The organism is Enterobacter sp. CPE_E890 (assembly GCF_046521475.1).
GTDB classification, from domain to species: Bacteria; Pseudomonadota; Gammaproteobacteria; order Enterobacterales; family Enterobacteriaceae; genus Enterobacter; species Enterobacter adelaidei.
The window spans coordinates 1,991,540-2,014,857 of the sequence record NZ_JBKFZW010000001.1 but is presented as its reverse complement, the minus strand read 5'-3'; the positions used below and the strand labels follow the sequence as shown (position 1 = coordinate 2,014,857).

General features: G+C 55.5%; 22 protein-coding genes. 13 read left to right on the top strand and 9 right to left on the bottom strand.

All coding sequences use genetic code 11. The features are described 5' to 3' along the window. Nucleotide 1 precedes the first annotated feature (1 nt). From ACLHV9_RS09945 to ACLHV9_RS09930, 4 genes are all read left to right on the top strand, one after another. The gene (locus tag ACLHV9_RS09945) at nucleotides 2–1,171 is read left to right on the top strand and encodes an ABC transporter substrate-binding protein (RefSeq protein ID WP_407220402.1); all 1,170 of its coding nucleotides are present in this window, start codon (nucleotides 2–4) and stop codon (nucleotides 1,169–1,171) included. After that, nucleotides 1,144–2,673 (top strand): thiamine ABC transporter permease, encoded by a 1,530-nt coding sequence (locus ACLHV9_RS09940; RefSeq protein WP_407220401.1) that lies wholly within the window; start codon nucleotides 1,144–1,146, stop codon nucleotides 2,671–2,673. Before ACLHV9_RS09945 ends, ACLHV9_RS09940 begins: the two co-directional genes overlap by 28 nt. Next, nucleotides 2,673–3,293, top strand: coding sequence for an ATP-binding cassette domain-containing protein (locus ACLHV9_RS09935; protein WP_028017196.1), 621 nt, complete (start codon nucleotides 2,673–2,675; stop codon nucleotides 3,291–3,293). The genes ACLHV9_RS09940 and ACLHV9_RS09935 overlap by 1 nt, the downstream gene beginning before the upstream one ends. 73 nt (nucleotides 3,294–3,366) lie before the next feature. Further along, nucleotides 3,367–4,674, top strand: a complete 1,308-nt coding sequence (locus ACLHV9_RS09930; RefSeq protein ID WP_108090169.1) for a sulfurtransferase — start codon at nucleotides 3,367–3,369, stop codon at nucleotides 4,672–4,674. Here ACLHV9_RS09930 and ACLHV9_RS09925 read toward each other — a convergent pair. Then, on the bottom strand, nucleotides 4,671–5,288 hold the full coding sequence (locus tag ACLHV9_RS09925) for a CDP-alcohol phosphatidyltransferase family protein (protein WP_108090170.1): 618 nt from the start codon (nucleotides 5,286–5,288) through the stop codon (nucleotides 4,671–4,673). The two genes, ACLHV9_RS09930 and ACLHV9_RS09925, sit on opposite strands and share 4 nt — an antisense overlap. Continuing rightward, on the bottom strand, nucleotides 5,281–5,850 hold the full coding sequence (locus ACLHV9_RS09920; protein WP_108090171.1) for a carboxymuconolactone decarboxylase family protein: 570 nt from the start codon (nucleotides 5,848–5,850) through the stop codon (nucleotides 5,281–5,283). Before ACLHV9_RS09920 ends, ACLHV9_RS09925 begins: the two co-directional genes overlap by 8 nt. A gap of 75 nt (nucleotides 5,851–5,925) precedes the next feature. Here ACLHV9_RS09920 and ACLHV9_RS09915 point away from each other — a divergent pair, with 75 nt between their 5' ends. Further along, on the top strand, nucleotides 5,926–6,342 hold the full coding sequence (locus ACLHV9_RS09915) for a pyrimidine (deoxy)nucleoside triphosphate diphosphatase (protein WP_108090172.1): 417 nt from the start codon (nucleotides 5,926–5,928) through the stop codon (nucleotides 6,340–6,342). Here the strand turns inward: ACLHV9_RS09915 and ACLHV9_RS09910 are convergent. Then, nucleotides 6,302–6,574 (bottom strand): YnjH family protein, encoded by a 273-nt coding sequence (locus ACLHV9_RS09910; protein ID WP_028017191.1) that lies wholly within the window; start codon nucleotides 6,572–6,574, stop codon nucleotides 6,302–6,304. The two genes, ACLHV9_RS09915 and ACLHV9_RS09910, sit on opposite strands and share 41 nt — an antisense overlap. A gap of 228 nt (nucleotides 6,575–6,802) precedes the next feature. Between ACLHV9_RS09910 and gdhA the strand changes: the two genes are divergently transcribed. Continuing rightward, entirely contained in the window at nucleotides 6,803–8,146 is a 1,344-nt protein-coding gene (gdhA, locus tag ACLHV9_RS09905; RefSeq protein ID WP_028017190.1) for an NADP-specific glutamate dehydrogenase, read from the top strand. A gap of 43 nt (nucleotides 8,147–8,189) precedes the next feature. Here the strand turns inward: gdhA and ACLHV9_RS09900 are convergent, their stop codons facing one another. The 3 genes from ACLHV9_RS09900 to ACLHV9_RS09890 form a co-directional block, all read right to left on the bottom strand. Beyond that, nucleotides 8,190–10,097, bottom strand: coding sequence for a DNA topoisomerase III (locus ACLHV9_RS09900; RefSeq protein WP_407221178.1), 1,908 nt, complete (start codon nucleotides 10,095–10,097; stop codon nucleotides 8,190–8,192). 4 nt (nucleotides 10,098–10,101) lie between these two features. Continuing rightward, entirely contained in the window at nucleotides 10,102–11,145 is a 1,044-nt protein-coding gene (selD, locus tag ACLHV9_RS09895; protein WP_028017188.1) for a selenide, water dikinase SelD, read from the bottom strand. A 116-nt stretch (nucleotides 11,146–11,261) separates the two neighbouring features. Continuing rightward, the gene (locus ACLHV9_RS09890) at nucleotides 11,262–11,813 is read right to left on the bottom strand and encodes an NAD(P)H nitroreductase (RefSeq protein WP_134707560.1); all 552 of its coding nucleotides are present in this window, start codon (nucleotides 11,811–11,813) and stop codon (nucleotides 11,262–11,264) included. Between the two features lie 167 nt (nucleotides 11,814–11,980). Here ACLHV9_RS09890 and sppA point away from each other — a divergent pair, with 167 nt between their 5' ends. From sppA to ACLHV9_RS09870, 4 genes are all read left to right on the top strand, one after another. Next, nucleotides 11,981–13,837, top strand: a complete 1,857-nt coding sequence (gene sppA, locus ACLHV9_RS09885; RefSeq protein ID WP_028017186.1) for a signal peptide peptidase SppA — start codon at nucleotides 11,981–11,983, stop codon at nucleotides 13,835–13,837. A gap of 63 nt (nucleotides 13,838–13,900) precedes the next feature. Beyond that, nucleotides 13,901–14,917 (top strand): asparaginase, encoded by a 1,017-nt coding sequence (gene ansA / locus ACLHV9_RS09880; protein ID WP_008500705.1) that lies wholly within the window; start codon nucleotides 13,901–13,903, stop codon nucleotides 14,915–14,917. 9 nt (nucleotides 14,918–14,926) lie between these two features. Next, complete coding sequence (pncA, locus tag ACLHV9_RS09875; RefSeq protein WP_108090176.1) at nucleotides 14,927–15,568, top strand: bifunctional nicotinamidase/pyrazinamidase; 642 nt, start codon at nucleotides 14,927–14,929, stop codon at nucleotides 15,566–15,568. A 218-nt stretch (nucleotides 15,569–15,786) separates the two neighbouring features. Beyond that, entirely contained in the window at nucleotides 15,787–17,043 is a 1,257-nt protein-coding gene (locus ACLHV9_RS09870; RefSeq protein ID WP_108090177.1) for a glycoside hydrolase family 18 protein, read from the top strand. Between the two features lie 51 nt (nucleotides 17,044–17,094). Here the strand turns inward: ACLHV9_RS09870 and ACLHV9_RS09865 are convergent, their stop codons facing one another. Beyond that, complete coding sequence (locus ACLHV9_RS09865; RefSeq protein WP_028017183.1) at nucleotides 17,095–17,373, bottom strand: YeaC family protein; 279 nt, start codon at nucleotides 17,371–17,373, stop codon at nucleotides 17,095–17,097. Between the two features lie 41 nt (nucleotides 17,374–17,414). Continuing rightward, nucleotides 17,415–17,828, bottom strand: coding sequence for a peptide-methionine (R)-S-oxide reductase MsrB (gene msrB / locus ACLHV9_RS09860; protein WP_028017182.1), 414 nt, complete (start codon nucleotides 17,826–17,828; stop codon nucleotides 17,415–17,417). A 341-nt stretch (nucleotides 17,829–18,169) separates the two neighbouring features. Between msrB and gapA the strand changes: the two genes are divergently transcribed. Next, nucleotides 18,170–19,165, top strand: coding sequence for a glyceraldehyde-3-phosphate dehydrogenase (gene gapA, locus ACLHV9_RS09855; RefSeq protein ID WP_014831506.1), 996 nt, complete (start codon nucleotides 18,170–18,172; stop codon nucleotides 19,163–19,165). A gap of 75 nt (nucleotides 19,166–19,240) precedes the next feature. Further along, complete coding sequence (locus tag ACLHV9_RS09850; RefSeq protein WP_108090178.1) at nucleotides 19,241–20,125, top strand: D-hexose-6-phosphate mutarotase; 885 nt, start codon at nucleotides 19,241–19,243, stop codon at nucleotides 20,123–20,125. Between the two features lie 78 nt (nucleotides 20,126–20,203). Here ACLHV9_RS09850 and ACLHV9_RS09845 read toward each other — a convergent pair whose 3' ends face one another. After that, nucleotides 20,204–20,950, bottom strand: coding sequence for a MipA/OmpV family protein (locus ACLHV9_RS09845; RefSeq protein WP_028017180.1), 747 nt, complete (start codon nucleotides 20,948–20,950; stop codon nucleotides 20,204–20,206). A gap of 431 nt (nucleotides 20,951–21,381) precedes the next feature. On the opposite strand from ACLHV9_RS09845, the gene yeaG reads away from it, so the two are divergent. Beyond that, nucleotides 21,382–23,316, top strand: a complete 1,935-nt coding sequence (gene yeaG, locus ACLHV9_RS09840) for a protein kinase YeaG (RefSeq protein WP_028018993.1) — start codon at nucleotides 21,382–21,384, stop codon at nucleotides 23,314–23,316. Nucleotides 23,317–23,318: the final 2 nt, after the last annotated feature.

Here is a 23,318-nt window from a genome sequence, read left to right as displayed (position 1 = left end):
TATGCGCCGTGTGCGTTTTTGCACGTTTCTGACCAGCCTGCTGCTGGCAACCCCTTTGTATGCCGCAGACAGCTGGCAATCCATCCAACAACAAGCCAAAGGCCAGACGGTCTGGTTTAACGCCTGGGGCGGCGATCCGGCGGTAAACCGCTACCTTGAGTGGGTAAGCGGTGAGATGAAAACGCACTACGCCATTACCCTCAAAATTGTCCCACTGGCAGATGCCGCCGATGCGGTAAAACGTATTCAGACGGAAGCCAGCGCTGGACGTAAGACCAACGGCTCAGTCGACCTGCTGTGGGTTAATGGCGAAAATTTCCGCACATTAAAAGAGGCTAACCTGCTGCAAACCGGATGGGCACAGTTGCTGCCAAACTGGCGCTATGTCGATACCCGCAAACCCGTAACGGAAGATTTTGCTGTTCCCACTGACGGGGCGGAATCGCCGTGGGGCGGCGCGCAGCTGACCTTTATCTCACGTACAAAGAGCATGCCGACGCCGCCGGAGGATCCGCAGGCATTGCTGGCTTACGCGCGGCAGCATCCGGGTAAAGTCAGCTATCCTCGCCCGCCCGATTTTACCGGGACGGCGTTTCTTGAGCAGTTGCTCCTGACACTTACCACACAGCCGGATGCGCTGCAAAAGGCACCCGATAACACCTTTGCCCAGGTAACAGCCCCGCTTTGGGATTACCTCGACAAACTCCACCCACTCCTGTGGCGCGAAGGCAAAGACTTTCCCCCTTCGCCTGCACATATGGATGCCCTGCTTGCCAGCGGCAGTCTGAACCTGTCGCTGACCTTTAACCCGGCACATGCGCAACAAAAAGTCGCCAGTGGTGAACTGCCAGCCGACAGCTACAGCTTTGGTTTTCACACCGGGATGATCGGTAACGTCCATTTTGTCGCCATTCCGGCTAATGCCAGCGCGAGCGCAGGTGCGAAAGTGGTCGCCAATTTCCTGCTTTCACCGCAGGCGCAAATTCGCAAGGCTGACCCGGCTATCTGGGGAGACCCGAGCGTACTGGATGTAAAATTACTCCCCGAAGGTGAAGCGAAACAGTTGCAAGCCCGCCCCCCTGAAGGGCTGCCGAAGATACTGGCTGAGCCGCAATCGGCCTGGGTTAACGCGCTGGAGCAGGAATGGCTGCGTCGTTACGGCACCCGTTGAGTTGGCTTGTCTGGCTGGCAATGGCGGCCATCTATCTGCCGATCCTGCCCGCTGGTGCGATGCTGCTCGCCCCGGCATTTTCGGTGACTCACTGGCAGTCGCTGCTTAACGACCCGCAACTGCCTCAGGCGACCGTCGCCACGCTGGTCTCAACGCTCATTGCGACGCTGGGTTCCTTGCTAATCGCCCTTTCCCTGCTGGCGCTTCTCTGGCCCGGCAAACGCTGGCGGCGTCTCAACACGCGCCTGCCGTGGCTGTTAGCCATTCCCCACGTGGCGTTCGCCACCAGCGCTTTACTGCTGTTTGCGGAAGGCGGTATTTTTTACCAGGTCTGTACCGTCTGTACGCCTGCACTGGACCGATACGGTGCAGGGCTGGGCCTGACGCTCGCCGTCAAAGAGAGTGCGTTTGTGCTGTGGGCTATTTACGCCGTACTGCCGGAAAAACGTCTTGCACAGCAAAAAGTTGTGCTGCAAACCTTCGGTTATGGACGTTTTCAGATACTCAACTGGCTGCTCCTTCCGGCTATCGCCCCAGTCCTCGGGGCGGTGATGCTGGCCGTTCTTGCATGGTCAATTTCGGTCGTGGATGTGGCAATCGTTCTTGGGCCAGGCAACCCTCCCACGCTGGCCGTGCTGGCCTGGCAGTGGCTCAGCCAGGGCGACGCACAACAACAAACAAAAGGGATGCTGCTATGCCTGCTCATCCTCCTGCTGTTGGCTGCACTTGCCGCGCTGGGTTACGGTGCCTGGAAGGCATGGCGTCGCACGCTTTCGGATCTGCCGGGGACGCGTCGCACGTCTCCTGTCCCACTGCCCGAGCGGTCGATAAGCAGGCTGTTACCCGCGTGCGGCGTACTTTGCGTAGCAGTACTGCTGATGCTGGTACAGCGGGACGAGATGGGCTCCCTGAGTACCAGCCTTTCCTTCGGCCTGCTTTCCAGCCTGATTGCCCTGGTCCTCATTTTTCTCTGGCTTGAATGGGGGCCGCAGCGAGGTACGTTGTGGGTGTGGTTACCCCTCGCCCTTCCGGCGCTACCGCTCGTCACCGGGCAATATTTTATTGCGTTGCGACTGGGTATCGACGGGCAGTATGTCGCCGTGCTCTGGAGCCATCTGCTGTGGGTGTTACCGTGGATGCTGCTGGTGCTGCAACCCGCCTGGCACAGGATCGATCCCCGGCTTATCCTTACCGCCAGAACGCTCGGCTGGCGACGGGTAAAAATCTTCTGCCTGCTGAAATGTCCCCTGCTGGTGCGCCCGGCTCTGCTGGCTTTTGCCACCGGTTTTTCCGTCAGTATGGCGCAATATATGCCAACGCTCTGGCTGGGCGCGGGCCGTTTCACCACGCTCACCACGGAGACCGTCGCACTCAGCAGCGGGGGCAGTATGCCGGTTCTGGCTAACCGGGCACTGGGGTTATTGCTGGTCACGGGCATGGTGTTCGGCCTTGCCGCACTGCTATCACGGCTCGCGGGCCGCTATCGTCAGGGATTACGTTAATGCTGAAGGTAAAAGATCTCACCATCGAACCGCTTTTCCGCGAGGTCAATTTCTGTGTGCCTCGCGGAGAGATTGTCACCCTGATGGGACCATCTGGTAGTGGGAAATCGACCCTTTTTGCCTGGATGGTGGGCGCGCTGTCCGACGATTTCCAGGCACAGGGCGAGTTATGGTTAGACGAGCGCCGCTGCGACAGGCTTCCTGTAGAATCCCGCGGGCTGGGTATTCTCTTTCAGGATGCCCTGCTGTTTGACCACTTCACTGTTGGTCAAAATTTGATGCTGGCATTACCCGAGCGGATTGTCGGACGCGCACGGCGGGATGCGGTCGAGCAGGCCCTGAGTTCCGCCGGGCTTAAAAACCACTACGCCAGCGATCCGGCGACTCTCTCCGGCGGGGAGCGTGCCAGGGTCAGTCTGCTGCGGGCACTGCTCGCTGAGCCGCAGGCGTTACTGCTCGATGAACCGTTCGGGCGCCTCGACAAAACGCTACGCGCGACGTTTCGGACATGGGTGTTTGACGTTGTCCGGGCACGCGGCATACCGGTTATTCTGGTCACGCATGATGAGGAAGACATTCCACCCAGCGGTGAAGTGATTGCGATTTCTCGCTGGCAATAATGTGCTAACGCAATGTTTTACATTTCGGGAGAGACGACAATGCCCCCCTCTTTTACTGACGTCAGGTTATACGATGAAACGTGTTTCTCAACTGACCGCGCTGGCTCTGTTTTGCAGCCTCGCTTCCCTTTCCTCTCTGGCGGCTGTAATGCCTGACACAATGACGCTGTCTCAGCTTCAGGAACAGCACGGTGTGGTGATCGACACCCGTGCCAGCGCCTTATATAACGGCTGGCCACAGTCGCTAAGCGGCACCTCCGGCCATGAACCTGCCGCGCTCAATCTTTCAGCCTCCTGGCTTGACGCAATGAGCGACGAGCAGATTGCTATCTGGGCAAAACAGCATCACCTTACGCCCGCAACCTCCCTCGCACTCTATGGCGGCGATAAAACAAACCAGGCCGTGAAAGCCCGTCTGGAGAAAGCCGGATACACTCATGTTTCGCTTCTCAGCGATGCCCTGCAAACGCCTGCTCGTCTACAGCGCCTGCCTCACTTCGAGCAACTCGTCTACCCACAGTGGATCCACCAGCTCCAGCAGGGTAACCCCGTCACTGCCGCTCCGGCGGGGAACTGGAAAGTGATCGAAGCTGCCTGGGGTGCGCCGAAATTTTATCTGCTGAATCACATTCCCGGTGCGGGCTACATCGACACCAACGAAGTGGAAAGCGAGCCGCTGTGGAATAAAGTCTCTGACGACAAGCTGAAAGCGATGCTGGCAAAGCACGGTATCCGTCATGACACCACGGTCATTTTGTATGGCCGTGATGTGTATGCTGCCGCGCGCGTGGCGCAGATTATGCTGTATGCAGGTGTGAAGGATGTCCGTATTCTCGATGGTGGCTGGAAAGCGTGGTCAGATGCGGGTCTGCCCGTCGAACGCGGTATGCCTGCAGAGGTGAAACCTGCCGCTGATTTTGGTGCGCCGATCCCCGGTCAGCCGCAGCTGATGGTGGATATGGAGCAGGCGCGCGGGATGTTACATCGCAAGGATGCCTCGCTGGTCAGCATTCGCTCGTGGCCGGAGTTTATTGGCGAAACCAGCGGCTATAGCTACATCAAACCGAAAGGTGAAATTGCCGGTGCCCGCTGGGGTCATGGCGGAAGCGACGCCACTCACATGGAGGATTTCCATAACCCGGATGGCACCATGCGTAGCGCCGACGACATCGCCAGCATGTGGAAAAGCTGGAATATCCTGCCGGAACAGCATGTCGCATTTTACTGCGGTACCGGCTGGCGAGCCTCTGAGACCTTTATGTACGCCCGGGCGATGGGCTGGAAGAACGTCGCCGTCTATGACGGCGGCTGGTACGAATGGAGCAGCCACCCGCAAAACCCGGTCTCAACCGGCGAGCGCGGGCCCGAGAGTTCCCTCTAAGAATTGAGTGACTTCAACGTCACATAACCGCTCCAGATGCGCGTTGTGGAGGTCAGCCAGCACAACGCGCCGAATACCCACGCGAAAAGCGTAAAGTGCGCCGGAAACAGGCAGCACAGTACAAACAGCGCAATGGTCTCTGTCCCTTCTGTTAAACCACCGATGTAATAAAACGATTTGTGCGCGTAGCCCGGGTTGTCGATATCGTGTTTCGCCGCCAGCGCGGCGAAGGCCAGAAAGCTGCTGCCGGTGCCGATAAAGGCGAACAGCAGCCAGGCGGCGGCCAGCGCATTCTCTTCGGGAGCTGCCAGTGCAAAGCCAAACGGCACCAGGGCATAGAACAGAAAATCGAGAGCGATATCGAGAAAGCCTCCAGAATCCGTCAGCCCTCTCCTCCGTGCCAGCGCGCCGTCCAGACCATCCAGCAGGCGGTTAAATACGATGGCGACAAGCGCGGCAAGATACCAACCGAGGGCCAGAAACGGTAGCGCCAGCACGCCCACGGTAAACCCGGCCACGGTTAATCCGTCGGGCGTAATACCGGGTTTATCCAGCCAGGCCGCCAGCCGGTTAAGGGCAGGCTTTACCCGAGGATGGATATGTCGATCAAGCATGCGGCTTTCCTTTTAACGTGTCGCACAGTCCCTGCGCCGGGATATCGAGAGCGGCGTTGAAGCGGGCGGAGAGATTTTGAAACGCAACCAGTGCCGTCATTTCGGTAATCGTCTCATCGGTGAAAAGACGTTTGAGGTCGCGTTTGAGCGCCTCATCCACCTGCGGCGGCGTGGCGGTAACGGCCTCAGCGTAGGCCAGCGCCGCGCGCTCCTGCTCATTGAAAAGCGCGGAGTCACGCCAGTGGCTGACGGCCTGGACTTTATCCAGCGCGCCCACGCGTTCGGCAAGGCGCAGACTGTTGGCATCAATACAAAAAGCACAGTGGCATATCTGCGACACCCGCGTCATCAGCAGCGAGCGCAGCACGGGCGTCAGGCGTGCATGACGCCGTTCGAGGAAACCGACAAACAGCGCCACCAGCCAGAAAAGACGCGGCATACGCCCCCACCATCGCGTGGGGTTAAGCACGACACCGAAGTGTTTTTTCTGCATGGCGGCAATCGGTTTTAAACTCGCCGGAAGGGTTGAGATGGGCACTACCCAGGTGGAGGTTTCTTTCACCTGATTCTCCTGATGACTGGACTCTGACAAAGGGCAAGATAATATGGTGGTTTTCGCTTTCAAGTATTGACGACCATGCTTAAAACAGTCGATGTCGTTGCGGCAATCATCGAAAAAGACCATAAAATTTTACTCGCGCAGCGCCCGGCCCATGCTGACCAACCCGGTATGTGGGAATTCGCTGGTGGAAAAGTTGAAGCCGGAGAGACACAACCCGAGGCGCTTGTCCGTGAGTTGTGGGAGGAGCTCGGTATTCAGGCCCAGCCGGGGCAGTATGTGGCAAGCCATCAGCGGGAAGTTTCGCAGCGGTTAATCAACCTTCATGCCTGGCACGTTCCCGCGTTTAGCGGTGATCTGACGGCGCACTACCACAGTGCGCTGGTGTGGTGTACGCCTGAAGAGGCGTTCGACTACGCCCTGGCCCCCGCGGATATTCCCCTGCTGGAAGCCTTTATTGTTTTACGCGACGCCAGACCAGCGGGTTCGTGCTGATCGTGCGCTCATCGCGCTGGCACTGCAACAGGACGCCATCCGCCTTCACCACAGCCCCTTCCGAATAGTTCTGATCCTGATAGATGCAGCACTGATTACAGGGCTGGGCACTTTGCCCGCTGGAGCTAAAGACCTCCGGCGGCACATTCACCTGAACATCCGGGCGAATACGGTCAGCCTGAGCGCCTGCGGTAAACATCAAACATAACGCGGTCATCACGTAACGGTTCATAGACTTGCCTTCCTGTTGTGTTCTGTTAACAACTATAACGGTTAACCGAAGCAGAACCTTTAATTTATCTCGTCATCGCTTTTTGTTATGACGCGCTGCGTATGATTAATTTCCCTTTCCGCATGAATTTCTGCTTGCCTGACAAAGCGGTGCGGGTGGTATAGTCAAAAAAACAACACAAATCGCATAAGCAATAGTCATAAAATACCATAAAGGGTTCTTATATCTATGGATCAGACACGTTCTCTGGAAAGTTTCCTTACCCATGTTCAACAGCGCGACCCGCATCAGAGTGAGTTTGCGCAGGCCGTACGTGAAGTGATGACCACTCTGTGGCCCTTCCTTGAAGAAAACCCGCGTTATCGTCAGATGTCTCTGCTTGAGCGCCTCGTAGAGCCGGAGCGCGTGATCCAGTTCCGCGTGACCTGGGTGGATGACCGCAATCAGGTCCAGGTCAACCGCGCGTGGCGCGTGCAGTTCAACTCCGCCATCGGCCCGTTCAAAGGTGGGATGCGCTTCCATCCTTCGGTGAACCTGTCGATCCTGAAATTCCTTGGTTTTGAGCAGACGTTTAAAAATGCCCTAACCACCCTGCCAATGGGCGGAGGTAAAGGCGGAAGTGATTTCGACCCGAAAGGCAAAAGCGAAGGCGAAGTGATGCGTTTCTGTCAGGCGCTGATGACCGAACTCTATCGCCATCTTGGTCCGGACACCGACGTCCCGGCGGGGGATATCGGCGTGGGTGGCCGTGAAGTGGGCTTTATGGCCGGAATGATGAAAAAACTCTCCAACAACAGCGCCTGCGTCTTTACCGGCAAAGGTCTGTCGTTTGGCGGAAGTCTGATCCGCCCGGAAGCGACCGGGTACGGCCTGGTTTACTTCACTGAAGCCATGCTCAAGCGTCACGGCTTAGGCTTCGAAGGCATGCGCGTCGCGGTATCGGGCTCCGGCAACGTGGCGCAGTACGCGATTGAGAAAGCAATGCAGTTTGGCGCTCGCGTGGTGACCGCCTCTGACTCCGGCGGTACGGTGGTGGATGAAGCGGGCTTTACGGCTGAGAAGCTGGCGCGCCTGTGTGAGATCAAAGCCAGCCGCGACGGGCGCGTGGCGGACTATGCCCGGGAATTTGGCCTGACCTGGCTGGAAGGCAAGCAGCCGTGGGGCGTGCCGGTGGATATCGCCCTGCCGTGTGCCACGCAAAACGAACTGGACGTCGACGCCGCACGCACGCTGATTAGCAACGGCGTGAAGGCGGTGGCTGAAGGCGCGAATATGCCGACCACCATCGAAGCGACCGATCTGTTCCTGGAAGCAGGCGTGCTGTTTGCACCGGGTAAAGCGGCGAACGCGGGCGGCGTGGCGACATCAGGCCTTGAGATGGCGCAAAACGCCGCACGTCTCGGCTGGAAAGCAGAGAAAGTGGATGCGCGTCTGCACCATATCATGCTGGATATTCACCATGCGTGTGTGGAGTACGGCGGTGAGGCATCGCAAACCAACTACGTGCGCGGCGCGAATATTGCCGGATTCGTTAAGGTGGCGGATGCAATGATTGGGCAGGGTGTGATTTAAGTTTTTCGCCGGGTGGCGGCTACGCCTTACCCGGCCTATAAACTCATGCCGCGCTCTTCTTCTTTTTAAAGGGTTTCTTCGCGCCAGCACCTGGCGCAACCATCCCTCGGAACCGCTTCACCGGCGTGCTGCGCGCCTGATCGATCAGCTGATAAAGCGTCCCCACCAGCGGCTGCATAAAGTCCTGATAGCGGCACTGCTTTTCGCTGATTTGCGTCAGCACGGACTCCCAGTGCGCCGTCATGTCTGGCCTTGCCGCCAGCTCAGGCAGCGAATGAATCAGTGCGCGTCCGGGCTCCGTTGAATGGATGTAACGCCCTTTTTTCTCCAGAAAACCGCGCTTAAACAGCAGTTCTATAATACCTGCACGCGTTGCTTCGGTACCCAATCCGTCGGTTGCTCGCAGGATCTTCTTCAGATCTTTATCCTGCACAAAACGGGCTATTCCCGTCATGGCTGAAAGCAGCGTCGCATCCGTGAAATGGCGTGGCGGCTGGGTTTGACGTTCAACCACTTCGCCCTTCTCACACAGCAGTTCGTCATCTTTGGCGACGACAGGCAGCGGCGTGCCGTCGTTCTCTTCATCACGCTCTTTGTTCCCCAACAGCGTACGCCAGCCTGCTTCTGCAAGGAAACGCGCTTTGGCGACAAACTTGCCTTTGGCAATCTCCAGCTCAATAACGCACTTGCGGAACACCGCGTCCGGGCAGAACTGCATCAGGTACTGACGGGCAATCAGGTTATAAACCTTCGCTTCGTTATCGGTCAGATTGACGTTGCTGGCGCGCGCCGTCGGGATAATCGCATGGTGAGCATCCACCTTTTTATCGTCCCAGCAGCGGTTATGGGTATCCGGGTTCACCGCCGGTTGCGGCAGCAGATCCGGCGCGTGGACGCTAATGGCGTTCATCACCGCATGACGTCCGGCAAAGTGCTCTTCCGGCAGATAACGGCTATCCGAACGCGGATAAGTGATCAGCTTGTGGGTTTCGTAGAGCTTCTGGCAGATGTCCAGTACGTTCTGTGCGCTGAGACCAAAGCGCTTCGCGGCCTCAATCTGCAGGGCTGATAGCGAGAACGGCAACGGTGCCGGTTCTGATTCCCGTTTATCGTTATAGCTGGTAACGATAGCCGGCTGACCTGTAATGCGGTTAACCACATGATCCGCCAGCGGACGGTGCAGCAGTCGCCCCTCTTCGTCCTGATACGACTCACAGGCATCGCTCGGCTGCCAGACAGCGGTAAAGCGTTCGTCTTTAGGCGTGACGATATGCGCTTTCACTTCAAAGAAATCTTTGGCGACAAAGTTCTCAATCTCCTCGTCGCGACGCACAACAAGCCCCAACACCGGCGTTTGCACACGGCCCACAGAGAGCACGCCCTGATAACCCGCGTTACGCCCAAGAATGGTATACGCACGGGTCATGTTAATCCCGTACAGCCAGTCCGCACGGGCGCGGGCCAGCGCGGAGACGCACAGTGGGATAAACTCGCTGTTGGCGCGCAGACGGGAGATCGCTCGTTCAACGGCCTGCGGGTTGAGGTCGTTAATCAGGCAGCGCTGCACCTGCTGACGCTTTTCCGGTGCCAGTTCCAGATAGTCCAGCACTTCATCGACCAACAGTTGCCCTTCTCTGTCCGGGTCACCCGCGTGGACGATTTCAGCGGCCTCATGCAGGAAGCGCTTGATCACGTTGAGCTGTTTGGTGACCGAAGGCCGGGGTTGCAGGCGCCATTTCTCTGGCACAATGGGCAGATCGTTCAGATTCCAGCGGGCATAGCGGCTGTCGTAGACATCCGGCTGCGCCTGCTCAAGCAGGTGACCAATACACCAGGTGACCACCTGCCCGTTGCCACATTCGATAAAGCCATCGCCTTTGCGATGCGGTTTAGGCAGCACATCGGCGATGGCTCGCGCCAGACTCGGCTTTTCGGCAATAAACAACCGCATCGAATTAACGGATCTCAATCATCGGTCGACCACCGCGCGCGGTCACCAGCTCACCGATCGCCGTCAGGGTAATACCAAACTCGGCGGCAGTCGCCTGTACCTCTGCTTCGGATTCCGGTGTGACCGCCAGCAGCAGGCCGCCAGAGGTTTGCGGATCGCACAGCAGGTTACGCCATTCTTCAGGCATCTCGCCCATCAAATGACCATAGCTGGCGAAGTTGCGCTGGGTACCGCCCGGGACCGCGCCCTGAGCAATATACTCTTCCACGCCAGGCAGCTTCGGCACATCCTGATACCAGACCTGCGCCTGCACGCCCGCCCCCTGACAGACCTCGGAAAGATGCCCCAACAGACCAAAGCCGGTCACGTCGGTCATCGCCTTCACGCCGTCAATGTTGGCGAAAGCCGCACCGGCGAGGTTCATCTGGCACATGACTTCCGTTGCCAGCCCTTTGTGCTCCGGTTTGAGCAGGGATTTTTTCTCAGCGGTAGTGAGTACGCCAATGCCCAGCGGCTTGGTAAGGAACAGTTTGCAGCCTGCCTGCGCAGTGCTGTTGCGCTTCACGCGTTCAGTAGGAACCACGCCAGTGACGGCGAGGCCAAAAATAGGCTCAGGCGCATCAATCGAGTGACCGCCGGCCAGCGCAATCCCCGCCTGCTGGCAGGCAAAACGCCCACCCTCGATCACCTCGCGGGCAACTTCCGGCGGGATGGTGTTGATCGGCCAGCCCAGAATAGCAATCGCCATAATCGGCTTACCGCCCATGGCGAAAATATCGCTGATGGCGTTGGTGGCCGCAATGCGCCCAAAATCGAACGGATTGTCGACAATCGGCATAAAGAAGTCGGTGGTACTGATAATGCTGGTGCCGTTACCTAAGTCATAAACTGCAGCATCGTCGCGCGTTTCATTGCCGACAAGCAGGTTCGGGTCGACAAACTTCGCCTGTTCACTGTGCAGGATGGTCTCCAGCACTTTCGGGGAAATTTTACAACCGCAACCGGCTCCGTGGCTGTACTGCGTTAAACGAATGGTTTGCTCGCTCATGGACGTCTCCTGTCATCTCAATCGCGCTATGGTAGCGCTCATTCCATAAAGAGGTAAGTATGACTGTCTGAATTCTGCGGCAGATGCTCAGAATCCAGACAGTTTAGCGTGCGTTATCAGAAACGGCTGACGAAAGGCGTGGTGTCCGGCACGCTGATGGTGCTGGAGGCTTTAAGCTGCGGGGTGCCGAGATAGAGGAAACCGACAATTTTGTCATGCTCACCGCAATCAAAACCGTCACGAACCACCGGGCTTTCGGTTAATGCACCGGTGCGCCAGATACCGTTAAACCCTTGCGCGACGGCAGCCATTTGCATCGCCATCACCGCACAGCCTGCGGACATTTCCTGTTCCCAGACCGGCACTTTATGGTCTGGCTGGCATTTTGCCACGACGGCGATGATCATCGGTGCGCGGAACGGGGCACTGCGCGCCTTGTCGATACCTTTCTCATCCTGTCCGGCGGCAATCGCGCCCTGCTCCAGCAGCTGGCTGAAACGATCGCGGCCTTCGCCTTCAATCACAAAGAAGTGCCACGGCTGCAGCGTGCCATGATCCGGGGCACGCATGCCGGCACGCAGAATGTTCCTCAGCTGCTCGTCTGCCGGGGCAGGTTCGGCCAGACGGGAAGCGCTACGGCGGTTAACAAGCAGTTCGAGTGCGTCCATTGGTTAACTCCTTTCTTGAAATTTACTCACAAAATTAACACGACGGCAGATTTTGTTACAGCCTGGCAGGCGATTCCTGCTGACAAGTGGCGGTTGGGTCATTACGATAACCCAACATTACCGTCCAGTGGCGACGGAAACAGTCATTTTCTGGTTAGGGAGAATACATGCGAACCCTTTGGCGAATCTTTGCCGGTTTCTTTAAATGGACGTGGAGACTGCTCAACTTCGTCCGCAACCTGGTGATGAATATCTTCTTCATCTTCCTGGTTCTGGTTTGCGCGGGCATCTGGATGCACATCAGCAGTGCAAATCAGGCTCAGCATTCAACGCGCGGCGCGCTATTACTCGATATCACCGGCGTGATTGTTGATAAGCCGTCCACAAGCAGTCGCCTGAGCGTGATTGGTCGCCAGCTGTTTGGCGCAACCTCAGACCGCCTGCAGGAAAACTCCCTGTTTGATATTGTCGATACCATTCGTCAGGCGAAAGACGACCGTAACATCACGGGGATCGTGCTGGATCTGAAAGATTTTGCCGGAGGCGATCAGCCATCCATGCAGTACATCGGTAAAGCCCTGCGCGAATTCCGCGACAGCGGCAAGCCGGTGATTGCCGTAGGGGACAGCTACAGCCAGGGGCAGTATTACCTGGCGAGCTTTGCTAATAAAATCTGGCTCTCCCCGCAGGGCACGGTGGATCTGCACGGCTTTGCCACCAATGGTCTGTACTACAAATCCCTTCTCGACAAGCTGAAAGTCACCACCCACGTCTTCCGCGTAGGTACCTATAAATCTGCCGTTGAGCCATTTATTCGCGATGATATGTCCCCTGCCGCCCGTGAAGCCGACAGCCGCTGGATTGGCGAGCTGTGGCAGAACTATCTGGGCACCGTTGCCGCTAACCGCCAGATTACGCCTGAGCAGGTGTTCCCTGGCGCGCAGGGTGTGCTGGACGGCCTGCGCAAGGTTGACGGTGATACCGCGAAATATGCGCTTGATAACAAACTGGTTGATGCTCTGGGCACGAGTGCCGAGATTGAAAAATCCCTGAGCAAGCAGTTTGGCTGGAGCAAAGAGGATAAAAATTACAGCGCCATCAGCATGTATGATTACTCAACGAAAAAGCCGGATGACAGCGGTGACAGCGTCGCCGTGGTGTTTGCCAACGGCGCCATCATGGACGGTCAGGAGACCCCGGGTAACGTGGGCGGTGATACTACCGCGTCACAAATCCGCGATGCTCGCCTGGATCCGAAAGTGAAAGCGATCGTCCTGCGGGTGAACAGCCCTGGGGGCAGCGTCAGTGCTTCAGAGGTGATCCGCGCTGAACTGGCAGCAGTGCGTGCCGCAGGCAAGCCGGTCGTCGTATCAATGGGTGGAATGGCCGCCTCTGGTGGTTACTGGATCTCAACGCCAGCCAACTACATCGTGGCCAACCCAAGCACGCTGACCGGCTCGATTGGCATCTTCGGGGTGATCAACACCGTGGAAAACAGCCTTGATTCGTTGGGTGTGCACACCGATGGCGTTGCCACCTCTCCGCTGGCGGATGTGTCGGTGACCAAATCCCTGCCGCCGGAAGTTTCTGAGATGATGCAGCTCAGTATTGAGAATGGCTACAAACGCTTTATCACTCTGGTGGCAGATTCCCGTAAAAAGACGCCGGACCAGATAGACCAGATTGCACAGGGTCACGTCTGGACCGGTCAGGATGCGAAGAGCAACGGCCTGGTCGACAGCCTGGGCGACTTCGATGACGCGGTGAAGAAAGCCGCTGAGCTAGCGAAGCTCAAGCAGTGGCATGTTGAGTATTACCAGGATGAACCGTCGTTCTTTGATCTGGTGATGAACAGTATGTCCGGTTCGGTTCGCGCCATGTTGCCTGAGGCATTGCAGGCGTACCTGCCTGCGCCAGTGGTGACTGCCGCCAAAGCGATGAAAGCAGAGAGCGATAAGCTCGCGGCCTTTAACGATCCACAGAGTCGTTACGCGTTTTGCCTGACCTGCGCGAACGTCCGTTAAAAACCGTCCCCTCTTCCTGCGAAGAGGGGATTTTTTTCTTTTGAAGAACAAGAACTCACTACCATGCAGAAGAAATCGATTTATGTAGCCTACACTGGCGGTACCATCGGTATGCAGCGCTCTGAAAACGGCTATATCCCTGTCTCCGGCCACCTTCAGCGTCAGCTTGCGTTGATGCCAGAATTCCACCGTCCGGAAATGCCTGACTTTACTATCCACGAATACGAGCCGCTGATGGACTCCTCCGACATGACGCCGGAAGACTGGCAGCACATCGCGGATGACATTAAAGCCCATTACGACCAGTACGACGGTTTCGTGATCCTGCATGGTACAGACACCATGGCCTTTACCGCCTCGGCGCTCTCCTTCATGCTGGAGAACCTGAGCAAGCCGGTTATCGTTACCGGGTCGCAAATCCCGCTGGCGGAGCTGCGCTCCGACGGGCAGATCAACCTGCTTAACTCCCTGTACGTGGCGGCGAATTACCCGATTAACGAAGTGTCGCTGTTCTTTAATAACCGTCTGTATCGCGGCAACCGCACGACTAAAGCCCACGCCGACGGTTTTGACGCCTTCGCCTCCCCTAACCTGCAGCCGCTGCTGGAAGCCGGTATTCATATCCGTCGTCTGGGAACGCCTCCGGCACCGAACACCGCCGGCGAGCTGATTGTGCATCCGATTACTCCGCAACCGATTGGCGTGGTCACCATTTACCCGGGAATCTCTGCGGACGTGGTGCGCAACTTCCTGCGTCAGCCAGTAAAAGCGCTAATTTTACGCTCCTATGGCGTGGGCAATGCGCCGCAGAACGGCGAGTTCCTGAAAGAGTTGCAGGAAGCGAGCGAACGCGGAATTGTGGTCGTGAACCTGACCCAGTGTATGTCCGGAAAGGTCAACATGGGCGGCTATGCCACCGGTAACGCGCTGGCGCATGCTGGGGTGATCAGCGGCTTCGATATGACCGTTGAGGCAACGCTGACTAAACTTCACTATTTACTGAGTCAGGATCTGGACATTCAGTCCATTCGCAGCGCGATGATGCAAAACCTGCGCGGCGAACTGACCCCGGACGAATAAGGAGTGCTCATGAAGCAACGCGCCCTGCTACTGGTCGATTTGCAAAATGATTTCTGCGCGGGCGGTGCGCTGGCCGTCGCCGAAGGTGACAGCACCGTTGACGTGGCAAACACGCTGATTGACTGGTGCAAAGCTCGCGGTGAAGCGGTTGTCGCAAGCCAGGACTGGCACCCGGCTAACCACGGCAGCTTTGCCAGCCAGCACAGCGTTGAGCCTTTCACTCTGGGTGAACTCGACGGATTGCCGCAAACCTTCTGGCCGGATCACTGCGTGCAGCAGACGGAAGGCGCAGAGCTGCATCCGCTCCTGAATCAAAAAGCCGTCGATGCGGTGTTCCATAAAGGCGAGAACCCGACTATCGACAGCTATAGCGCGTTTTTCGATAACGGGCATCGCCAGAAAACAGCGCTGGACGCGTGGTTACGTCACCACGAAATCACGGAGCTGGTTGTACTGGGTCTGGCAACGGATTACTGCGTGAAGTTCACCGTGCTGGATGCGCTCCAGTTAGGTTATACCGTCAGCGTCATCACCGACGGCTGCCGAGGGGTGAACATTCAACCACAGGACAGCGCCCAGGCGTTTATGGATATGGCCGCTGAAGGCGCGACGCTGTATACGCTCGAAGACTGGCTCGAGACGCAGGCGTAGTCTTTTAAGCCGGGTGGCGCTGCGCTTACCCGGCCTACAAAACCACAGAAAGTAGGCCGGGTAAGGCGAAGCCGCTACCCGGCATTTCTTCCCCAATCCCCATAAAGTGAACTCCCTCGCATCCTCAGCGAAGCGGCAATGCTATTCTCCTCAGGTTGTTTTTTCGCCACGCCTTTTCCGTGGCGTGGTTAATTTTATTAAGTCAAAGAGGAACTTGTATGAAACGTTTGCCCTTGCTGGCAGCATTACCCTTGCTTTGCGCGTCACTTGCTTCCGCCGCACCCCTGATGTCCGTGGGCTACTTTAACGGGGGTGGCGATGTCACCGCCGGACCGGGTGGTGATATCAATAAACTGGACGTTCGCCAGATCACCCACCTCAACTACTCGTTCGGTCTGGTCTATAACGACGAAAAAGACGAAACCAACGCCGCGCTGAAAGATCCGGCGAAATTGCATCAGATCTGGCTATCGCCAAAAGTTGCTTCCGATCTGGCCCTGATCCCTGCCCTGCGAAAACAAAATCCAAACCTTAAAGTGCTACTCTCCGTTGGCGGCTGGGGGGCGCGTGGCTTCTCCGGCGCCGCGGCAACCAAAGAAACGCGCGCGGTATTTATCCGCTCCGCACAGGAGATTGTCGACAAATACGGTCTGGACGGGATCGATCTCGACTGGGAGTATCCGGTCAACGGCGCCTGGGGGCTGGTTGCCAGTACGCCTGCCGACAGGGATAATTTCACCGCCCTGCTGAAAGAGATGCGCAATGCCTTCGGGCACAAAAAGCTGGTTACCATCGCGGTAGGCGCCAATGCGGAAAGTCCGAAAAACTGGGTGGATGTCAAAGCCATCGCTCCCCTGCTCGACTACATCAACCTGATGACCTATGACATGGCGTACGGTACACAGTACTTCAACGCCAATCTGTATGATTCCAGCGCCTGGCCGACGGTGGCTGCCGCAGACAAGTACAGCGTCGATTTTGTGGTGAACAACTATCTTGCCGCCGGGTTAAAGCCACAGCAAATGAACCTTGGGATCGGTTTCTATGGCCGCGTGCCGAAACGCTCTGTTGAACCAGGTATCGACTGGAGCAAACCGGATGCGCAAAAAAATCCTGTCACCCAGCCGTACTTTGGGGCTCAGGAGATCGGGTTATTTAAGTCTCTCGGCTACGACCTGACCAAAGATACTTACGTGAAGTACAACGATATCGTGAAGAAGCTGTTGAACGATCCGCAGAAGCGTTTTACCGAGCACTGGGACGACCAGGCGAAAGTGCCGTGGCTCTCGGTGAAGGGCACCGATGGCAACGCGCTGTTTGCGATTTCCTATGAGAACCCGCGTTCCGTTGCAATCAAAGCGGACTACATCAAAGAGAAAGGTCTCGCCGGGGCGATGTTCTGGGAGTACGGGGCTGACGACGAAAACCTGCTAGCGAAACAGCTGGCGGAGTCGCTCGGGATCCCACACAAGTAGTGAGTCAATCAAGCCCTCTCCCACAGGGAGAGGGCTGGGTGAGGCGCACCGTTATTGCATTTTCATTGTCGCAATCGGCTTCGGCGTGATACCAAAGTCTTCTTTCAATTCGCGCTTACTCTTCATCACCATCTGACCCTGAGTGTCGATAGTCATGTGCTGCGCATCCGTGTTATTGCGCGCCTGCCACAACATCACCAGTTGCAAACTGTTCTCTTTTTGATCCGGGGTAAGCGCAACGCCATCAGGCCATTTTCCCAGTTCTACGGCGGTAACCAGACGCTGATAAATTTCCGGCGTCATACCGTTAATCATGTCATCAATATTCACGATCTCTCCTTTTCAAAGGAATAATTTGCTGAATCGTTTTTTCAACCTTTGATCTGGTCGCCGTTTTCGTCATCGGTAAAGCTCATAGAGGCTGAGTTCACACAGAAACGTTCACCCGTTGGCTGAGGGCCATCCGGGAAGACATGACCAAGGTGCGCGTCGCAGTTTCCACAACGAATTTCGGTGCGCACCATGCCGTGTGAGGAATCTGTCAGATAGCGGATTGCGTCATCGCTTACCGGCTCATAAAAGCTCGGCCAGCCGCAGCCGGAATCAAATTTCGTTTGGGAATTGAACAGTGGGGCATCGCAGACCAGACAGTGGTAGACGCCGTCTCGTTTGTTGTGCAGTAAACGCCCGGTGAATGGCGGTTCTGTTCCGTGATTCTGGGTCACGTAAAACTGCATTTCTGTGAGGTTTTTTTTCAAATCGTCAGGGTTACGTTGGTTCGACATATGCTTACATCTCGCTGTAGAAACAGACATCTTTTAACCCGGATTCTAACAAAACATTAACACCCTTGCGTGCACTTTTGTTCTAAACTTATGTGTCGCGAAAAAGCGGTCAGGCAATTGTGATCTTGTTCACATTTTTATCCTGTGAGGACTTTAAAATCCCGGGCGCAGCCCCCATTTGGTTGCAAGCTCAAAGGGAAAGTGAGGCGAGTCAGTCGCACAAACGTTAGTCACAGGATTGATTTGTCGCAATGATTGACACGATTCCGCTTGACGCTGCGTAAGGTTTTTGTAATTTTACAGGCAACCTTTTATTCACTAACAAATAGCTGGTGGAATATATGACTATCAAAGTAGGTATCAACGGTTTTGGCCGTATCGGCCGTATTGTTTTCCGTGCTGCTCAGAAACGTTCTGACATCGAAATCGTTGGTATCAACGATCTCCTGGACGCTGAATACATGGCGTACATGCTGAAGTACGACTCAACTCACGGTCGTTTCGACGGCACCGTTGAAGTGAAAGACGGCCACCTGGTTGTTAACGGCAAAACCATCCGCGTTACTGCTGAGAAAGACCCAGCTAACCTGAAATGGAACGAAATCGGTGTTGACGTTGTTGCTGAAGCAACCGGTATCTTCCTGACCGACGAAACTGCGCGTAAACACATTACCGCGGGTGCGAAGAAAGTTGTTCTGACTGGTCCTTCCAAAGACAACACCCCAATGTTCGTTCGTGGTGCAAACTTCGAAACTTACGCTGGCCAGGATATCGTGTCTAACGCATCCTGCACCACCAACTGCCTGGCACCGCTGGCTAAAGTTATCAACGACAACTTCGGCATCATCGAAGGTCTGATGACTACTGTTCACGCGACCACCGCTACTCAGAAAACCGTTGATGGCCCTTCTCACAAAGACTGGCGTGGCGGCCGTGGCGCGGCTCAGAACATCATCCCATCCTCTACCGGTGCTGCTAAAGCTGTAGGTAAAGTACTGCCAGAACTGAATGGCAAACTGACTGGTATGGCGTTCCGCGTTCCAACTCCTAACGTATCCGTTGTTGACCTGACCGTTCGTCTGGAAAAAGCTGCTTCTTATGAAGAAATTAAGAAAGCAATCAAAGCTGCTTCCGAAGGCGCAATGAAAGGCGTTCTGGGCTACACCGAAGACGACGTTGTATCTACCGATTTCAACGGCGAAGTGTGCACTTCTGTGTTCGATGCTAAAGCTGGTATCGCACTGAACGACAACTTCGTTAAACTGGTATCCTGGTACGACAACGAAACCGGCTACTCTAACAAAGTACTGGACCTGATCGCTCACATCTCCAAATAAGTTGGGATGAGTGCTTGATCCAAAAAGGCGACTACGGTCGCCTTTTTTATTGCTTTAAAGACAGAGGATTGCGTAATGATTAATAAAATTTTTGCACTTCCGGTAGTCGAACAACTTACCCCTGTGCTCTCCCGCCGTCAGATCGACGGTGCCGATATTATCGTCGTTGACCATCCGCGCGTAAAAGCCTCCGTAGCGCTGAACGGCGCCCACCTCCTCTCCTGGAAACCTGAAGGAGAAGTTGAAGGTTTGTGGCTGAGTGATGCAACCTCTTTCAAAAAAGGGGCCGCGATCCGTGGTGGCGTGCCGATCTGCTGGCCGTGGTTCGGCCCGTCCGCGCAACCGGGTTTGCCTTCTCACGGTTTTGCCCGTAACCAGCAATGGACGCTGAAAGCGCATAATGAAGATGACAACGGCGCAGTGCTGACCTTTGAGCTGCAGGCTAATGATGAAACCCGCGCCCTCTGGCCGCACGATTTCACCCTTTACGCCCGCTTTAAGCTGGCTAAAACCTGTGAAATTGAACTGGAAGCACATGGCGAGTTCGAAACCACCTCTGCCCTGCACACCTATTTCAACGTGGGTGATATCAACGCAGTGAAGGTGAGCGGTCTTGGCGATACCTTTATCGACAAAGTGGACAACGCCAAAGAAGGCAAGCTCAGCGACGGGGTACAAACGTTCCCTGATCGTACCGACCGCGTATATCAGCATCCGGAAGCGTGCAGCGTGATCCACGACGGAGCCCTGAACCGCGGAATTGAAGTGGTTCACCACCATCACAGCGACGTGGTGGGCTGGAACCCAGGTCCGGCTCTTTCTGTTAGCATGGCAGACGTACCTGACGATGGTTACAAAACCTTCGTCTGCGTAGAAACGGCTTGCGTGACGACGCCGCAGAAAGCCAGCGAAGAAAAACCATCTCGTTTAGGGCAAACCATTCGCATTGTTAAGCGCTAATCCCGCTGCACCGCTATAAAGCAAACGGGGCGCTCGCGCCCCGTTTTGATGCACTGACTGCACCGTATTAATGCACAATCAGAACTTGTAGGTCACACCAACAGAGAAAATGCCCGCCCAGGACTTGTCGACCATTGGGCTATCTTTCACTTCGTCGCTCAGACGCTCGTAACGACCAGTACCGTATACGTTCCAGTCACCGAGGAAGTTGTAGCTCGCGGTCAGCTCCAGGTACGGATCCCAACCATCATCTGCGCTGTAGCTTTTCAGACCGCTACGACGGGACTCGTTTTTAGAGACGCCATAGTAGTAGTCGTTGTAGTTCTCACTGTTGTACTGCACACCAATACCTGGCGTCAGGGTCAGCGCACCGTTGGTGTAGCGATAAAGCCACGCCAGATCCCAGATAAAGCCGTTGCTGTTATCCAGTGTATCTCCCGCCAGCGCGGTACGCAGGAAGCCATACTGGGTGTTATGCACATAAGAGAGACCGGCCATCATGGTGCTCTTACGCTTGTCGAGCTGACGCAAGGCGTGACTGTCACTGTCACCTGGTTTGAAGTGCGTCGGATCGTAGTAGGCCATGATCGAGAGCTTATCGGCCGTATCGTTCCACAGATAATAGCCGCCGCCCAGACCGCGGAACCAGAAATTATCGCCTTCATAGGTGACAACCGGAACGGGGTAAAGATCACGGTCATACTGTTTGTATGGGCTGTTAATGACGCCAACGCCCGCCCCAACCGTCCACTGACTTTCCGCCTGTGCGGTGCTAACTGCGGTTACGGCGAGTACGCCTAATGCCAGAAGTTTGAGTTTGGTCACAATCCATTCTTTCCTGTAGTCAAATAATCAGCGGGTGAAGTGTAACCGCCAGACCCGTACTTCCCCAAATTTTTTGCCTGCTAATCACTTTGATTAACCCGTTATTTTTCATTTTTCAGATGACAGGCCGTTTTCATTTATATGACCACCAGGTGAAGAATGCCCTTATGACTTATATCGGCAATGGAAATTTTTGGATGAGTTATTGATATGTCATTGAAATTAGATTTTATCGGCATGCAAGTTTTGCAAATGCCATCTACGCTTTAATTTAAGAAGAGTTTTCCTGAACACCCTGCGGTTCTTAGCGTCTGACCTGGCACACAGGTTGCTGCTCTGGCAGTGAGGTGCGAGAGATTCTCTTCCGGGAGCCTCCACTACTCATACGAACGGCTCTTATCCTGTGCTAAAAAACGAAAGGACGGCATGCCATGAATATATTCGATCACTATCGCCAGCGCTATGAAGCTGCCAAGGACGAAGAGTTCACACTGCAGGAGTTTCTTACCATCTGTCGGCAAGATCGCAGTGCCTATGCCAATGCGGCAGAACGGCTATTAATGGCTATTGGTGAGCCAAACATGGTTGATACTGCCCTGGAACCCCGGCTTTCCCGTCTCTTTTCGAATCGGGTGGTCGCCCGATATCCGGCGTTTGAAGAGTTCTATGGTATGGAAGATGCCATCGAACAGATTGTCTCGTATCTGAAGCATGCCGCCCAGGGTCTGGAAGAGAAGAAACAGATCCTCTATTTACTGGGTCCAGTGGGGGGTGGTAAATCATCTCTGGCTGAACGCCTGAAATCACTGATGCAGCGCGTCCCTATTTATGTGCTGAGTGCGAACGGAGAACGCAGCCCGGTAAATGACCATCCGCTGTGTCTGTTTAACCCGCAGGAAGATGCGCAAATTCTGGATAAAGAATTTGGCATCCCGCGTCGTTATCTTGGCACTATTATGTCGCCGTGGGCGGCAAAACGTCTGCATGAGTTTGGTGGCGACATTACCAAATTCCGCGTAGTGAAAGTGTGGCCATCCATTCTGGAACAGATTGCCATCGCCAAAACGGAACCCGGCGATGAGAACAACCAGGACATCTCAGCCCTGGTGGGGAAAGTCGATATTCGTAAGCTGGAAAACTTTGCGCAAAACGACCCGGATGCCTATGGCTATTCTGGCGCCCTGTGCCGGTCAAACCAGGGGATCATGGAATTCGTAGAGATGTTTAAAGCACCGATTAAAGTGCTGCATCCTCTGCTGACGGCCACCCAGGAAGGGAACTACAACGGGACGGAAGGTATCTCCGCCCTGCCGTTTAACGGCATCATTCTGGCACACTCAAACGAATCAGAATGGGTGACCTTCCGTAACAACAAAAATAATGAGGCGTTCCTTGACCGTGTTTATATCGTCAAAGTGCCTTATTGCCTGCGGATCTCTGAAGAGATCAAAATTTACGAGAAACTGCTTAACCACAGTGAGCTGGTACATGCCCCTTGCGCGCCCGGTACTCTGGAGACCCTCTCACGCTTCTCCATCCTGTCGCGCCTGAAAGAGCCGGAAAACTCCAGCATCTACTCGAAAATGCGCGTTTACGATGGTGAAAGCCTGAAAGACACCGACCCGAAAGCGAAGTCGTATCAGGAATACCGTGATTACGCAGGGGTCGACGAAGGGATGAACGGTCTGTCTACGCGTTTCGCGTTTAAGATCCTCTCCCGCGTCTTTAACTTCGACCATGCGGAAGTGGCCGCTAACCCGGTTCATCTGTTCTATGTACTGGAACAGCAAATCGAACGTGAGCAGTTCCCGCAGGAACAGGCTGAACGCTACCTTGAGTTCCTGAAAGGCTACCTGATCCCGAAATACGCCGAGTTCATTGGCAAAGAGATCCAGACGGCCTACCTGGAATCCTATTCAGAATACGGGCAGAACATTTTCGACCGTTATGTCACCTATGCTGACTTCTGGATCCAGGATCAGGAGTACCGCGACCCGGATACCGGCCAGTTGTTTGACCGTGAATCCCTGAACGCAGAGCTGGAAAAAATCGAGAAGCCTGCCGGGATCAGCAACCCGAAAGACTTCCGCAACGAGATTGTGAACTTCGTGCTGCGCGCCAGAGCGCATAACAGCGGACGTAACCCGAACTGGACCAGCTACGAAAAACTGCGCACGGTTATTGAGAAGAAAATGTTCTCCAATACCGAAGAGCTGTTGCCGGTTATTTCGTTTAACGCCAAAACCTCAACCGATGAGCAGAAAAAGCACGACGACTTTGTCGACCGTATGATGGAAAAAGGCTACACCCGCAAGCAGGTTCGTCTGCTCTGCGAATGGTATCTGCGTGTGCGTAAATCGTCTTAAAA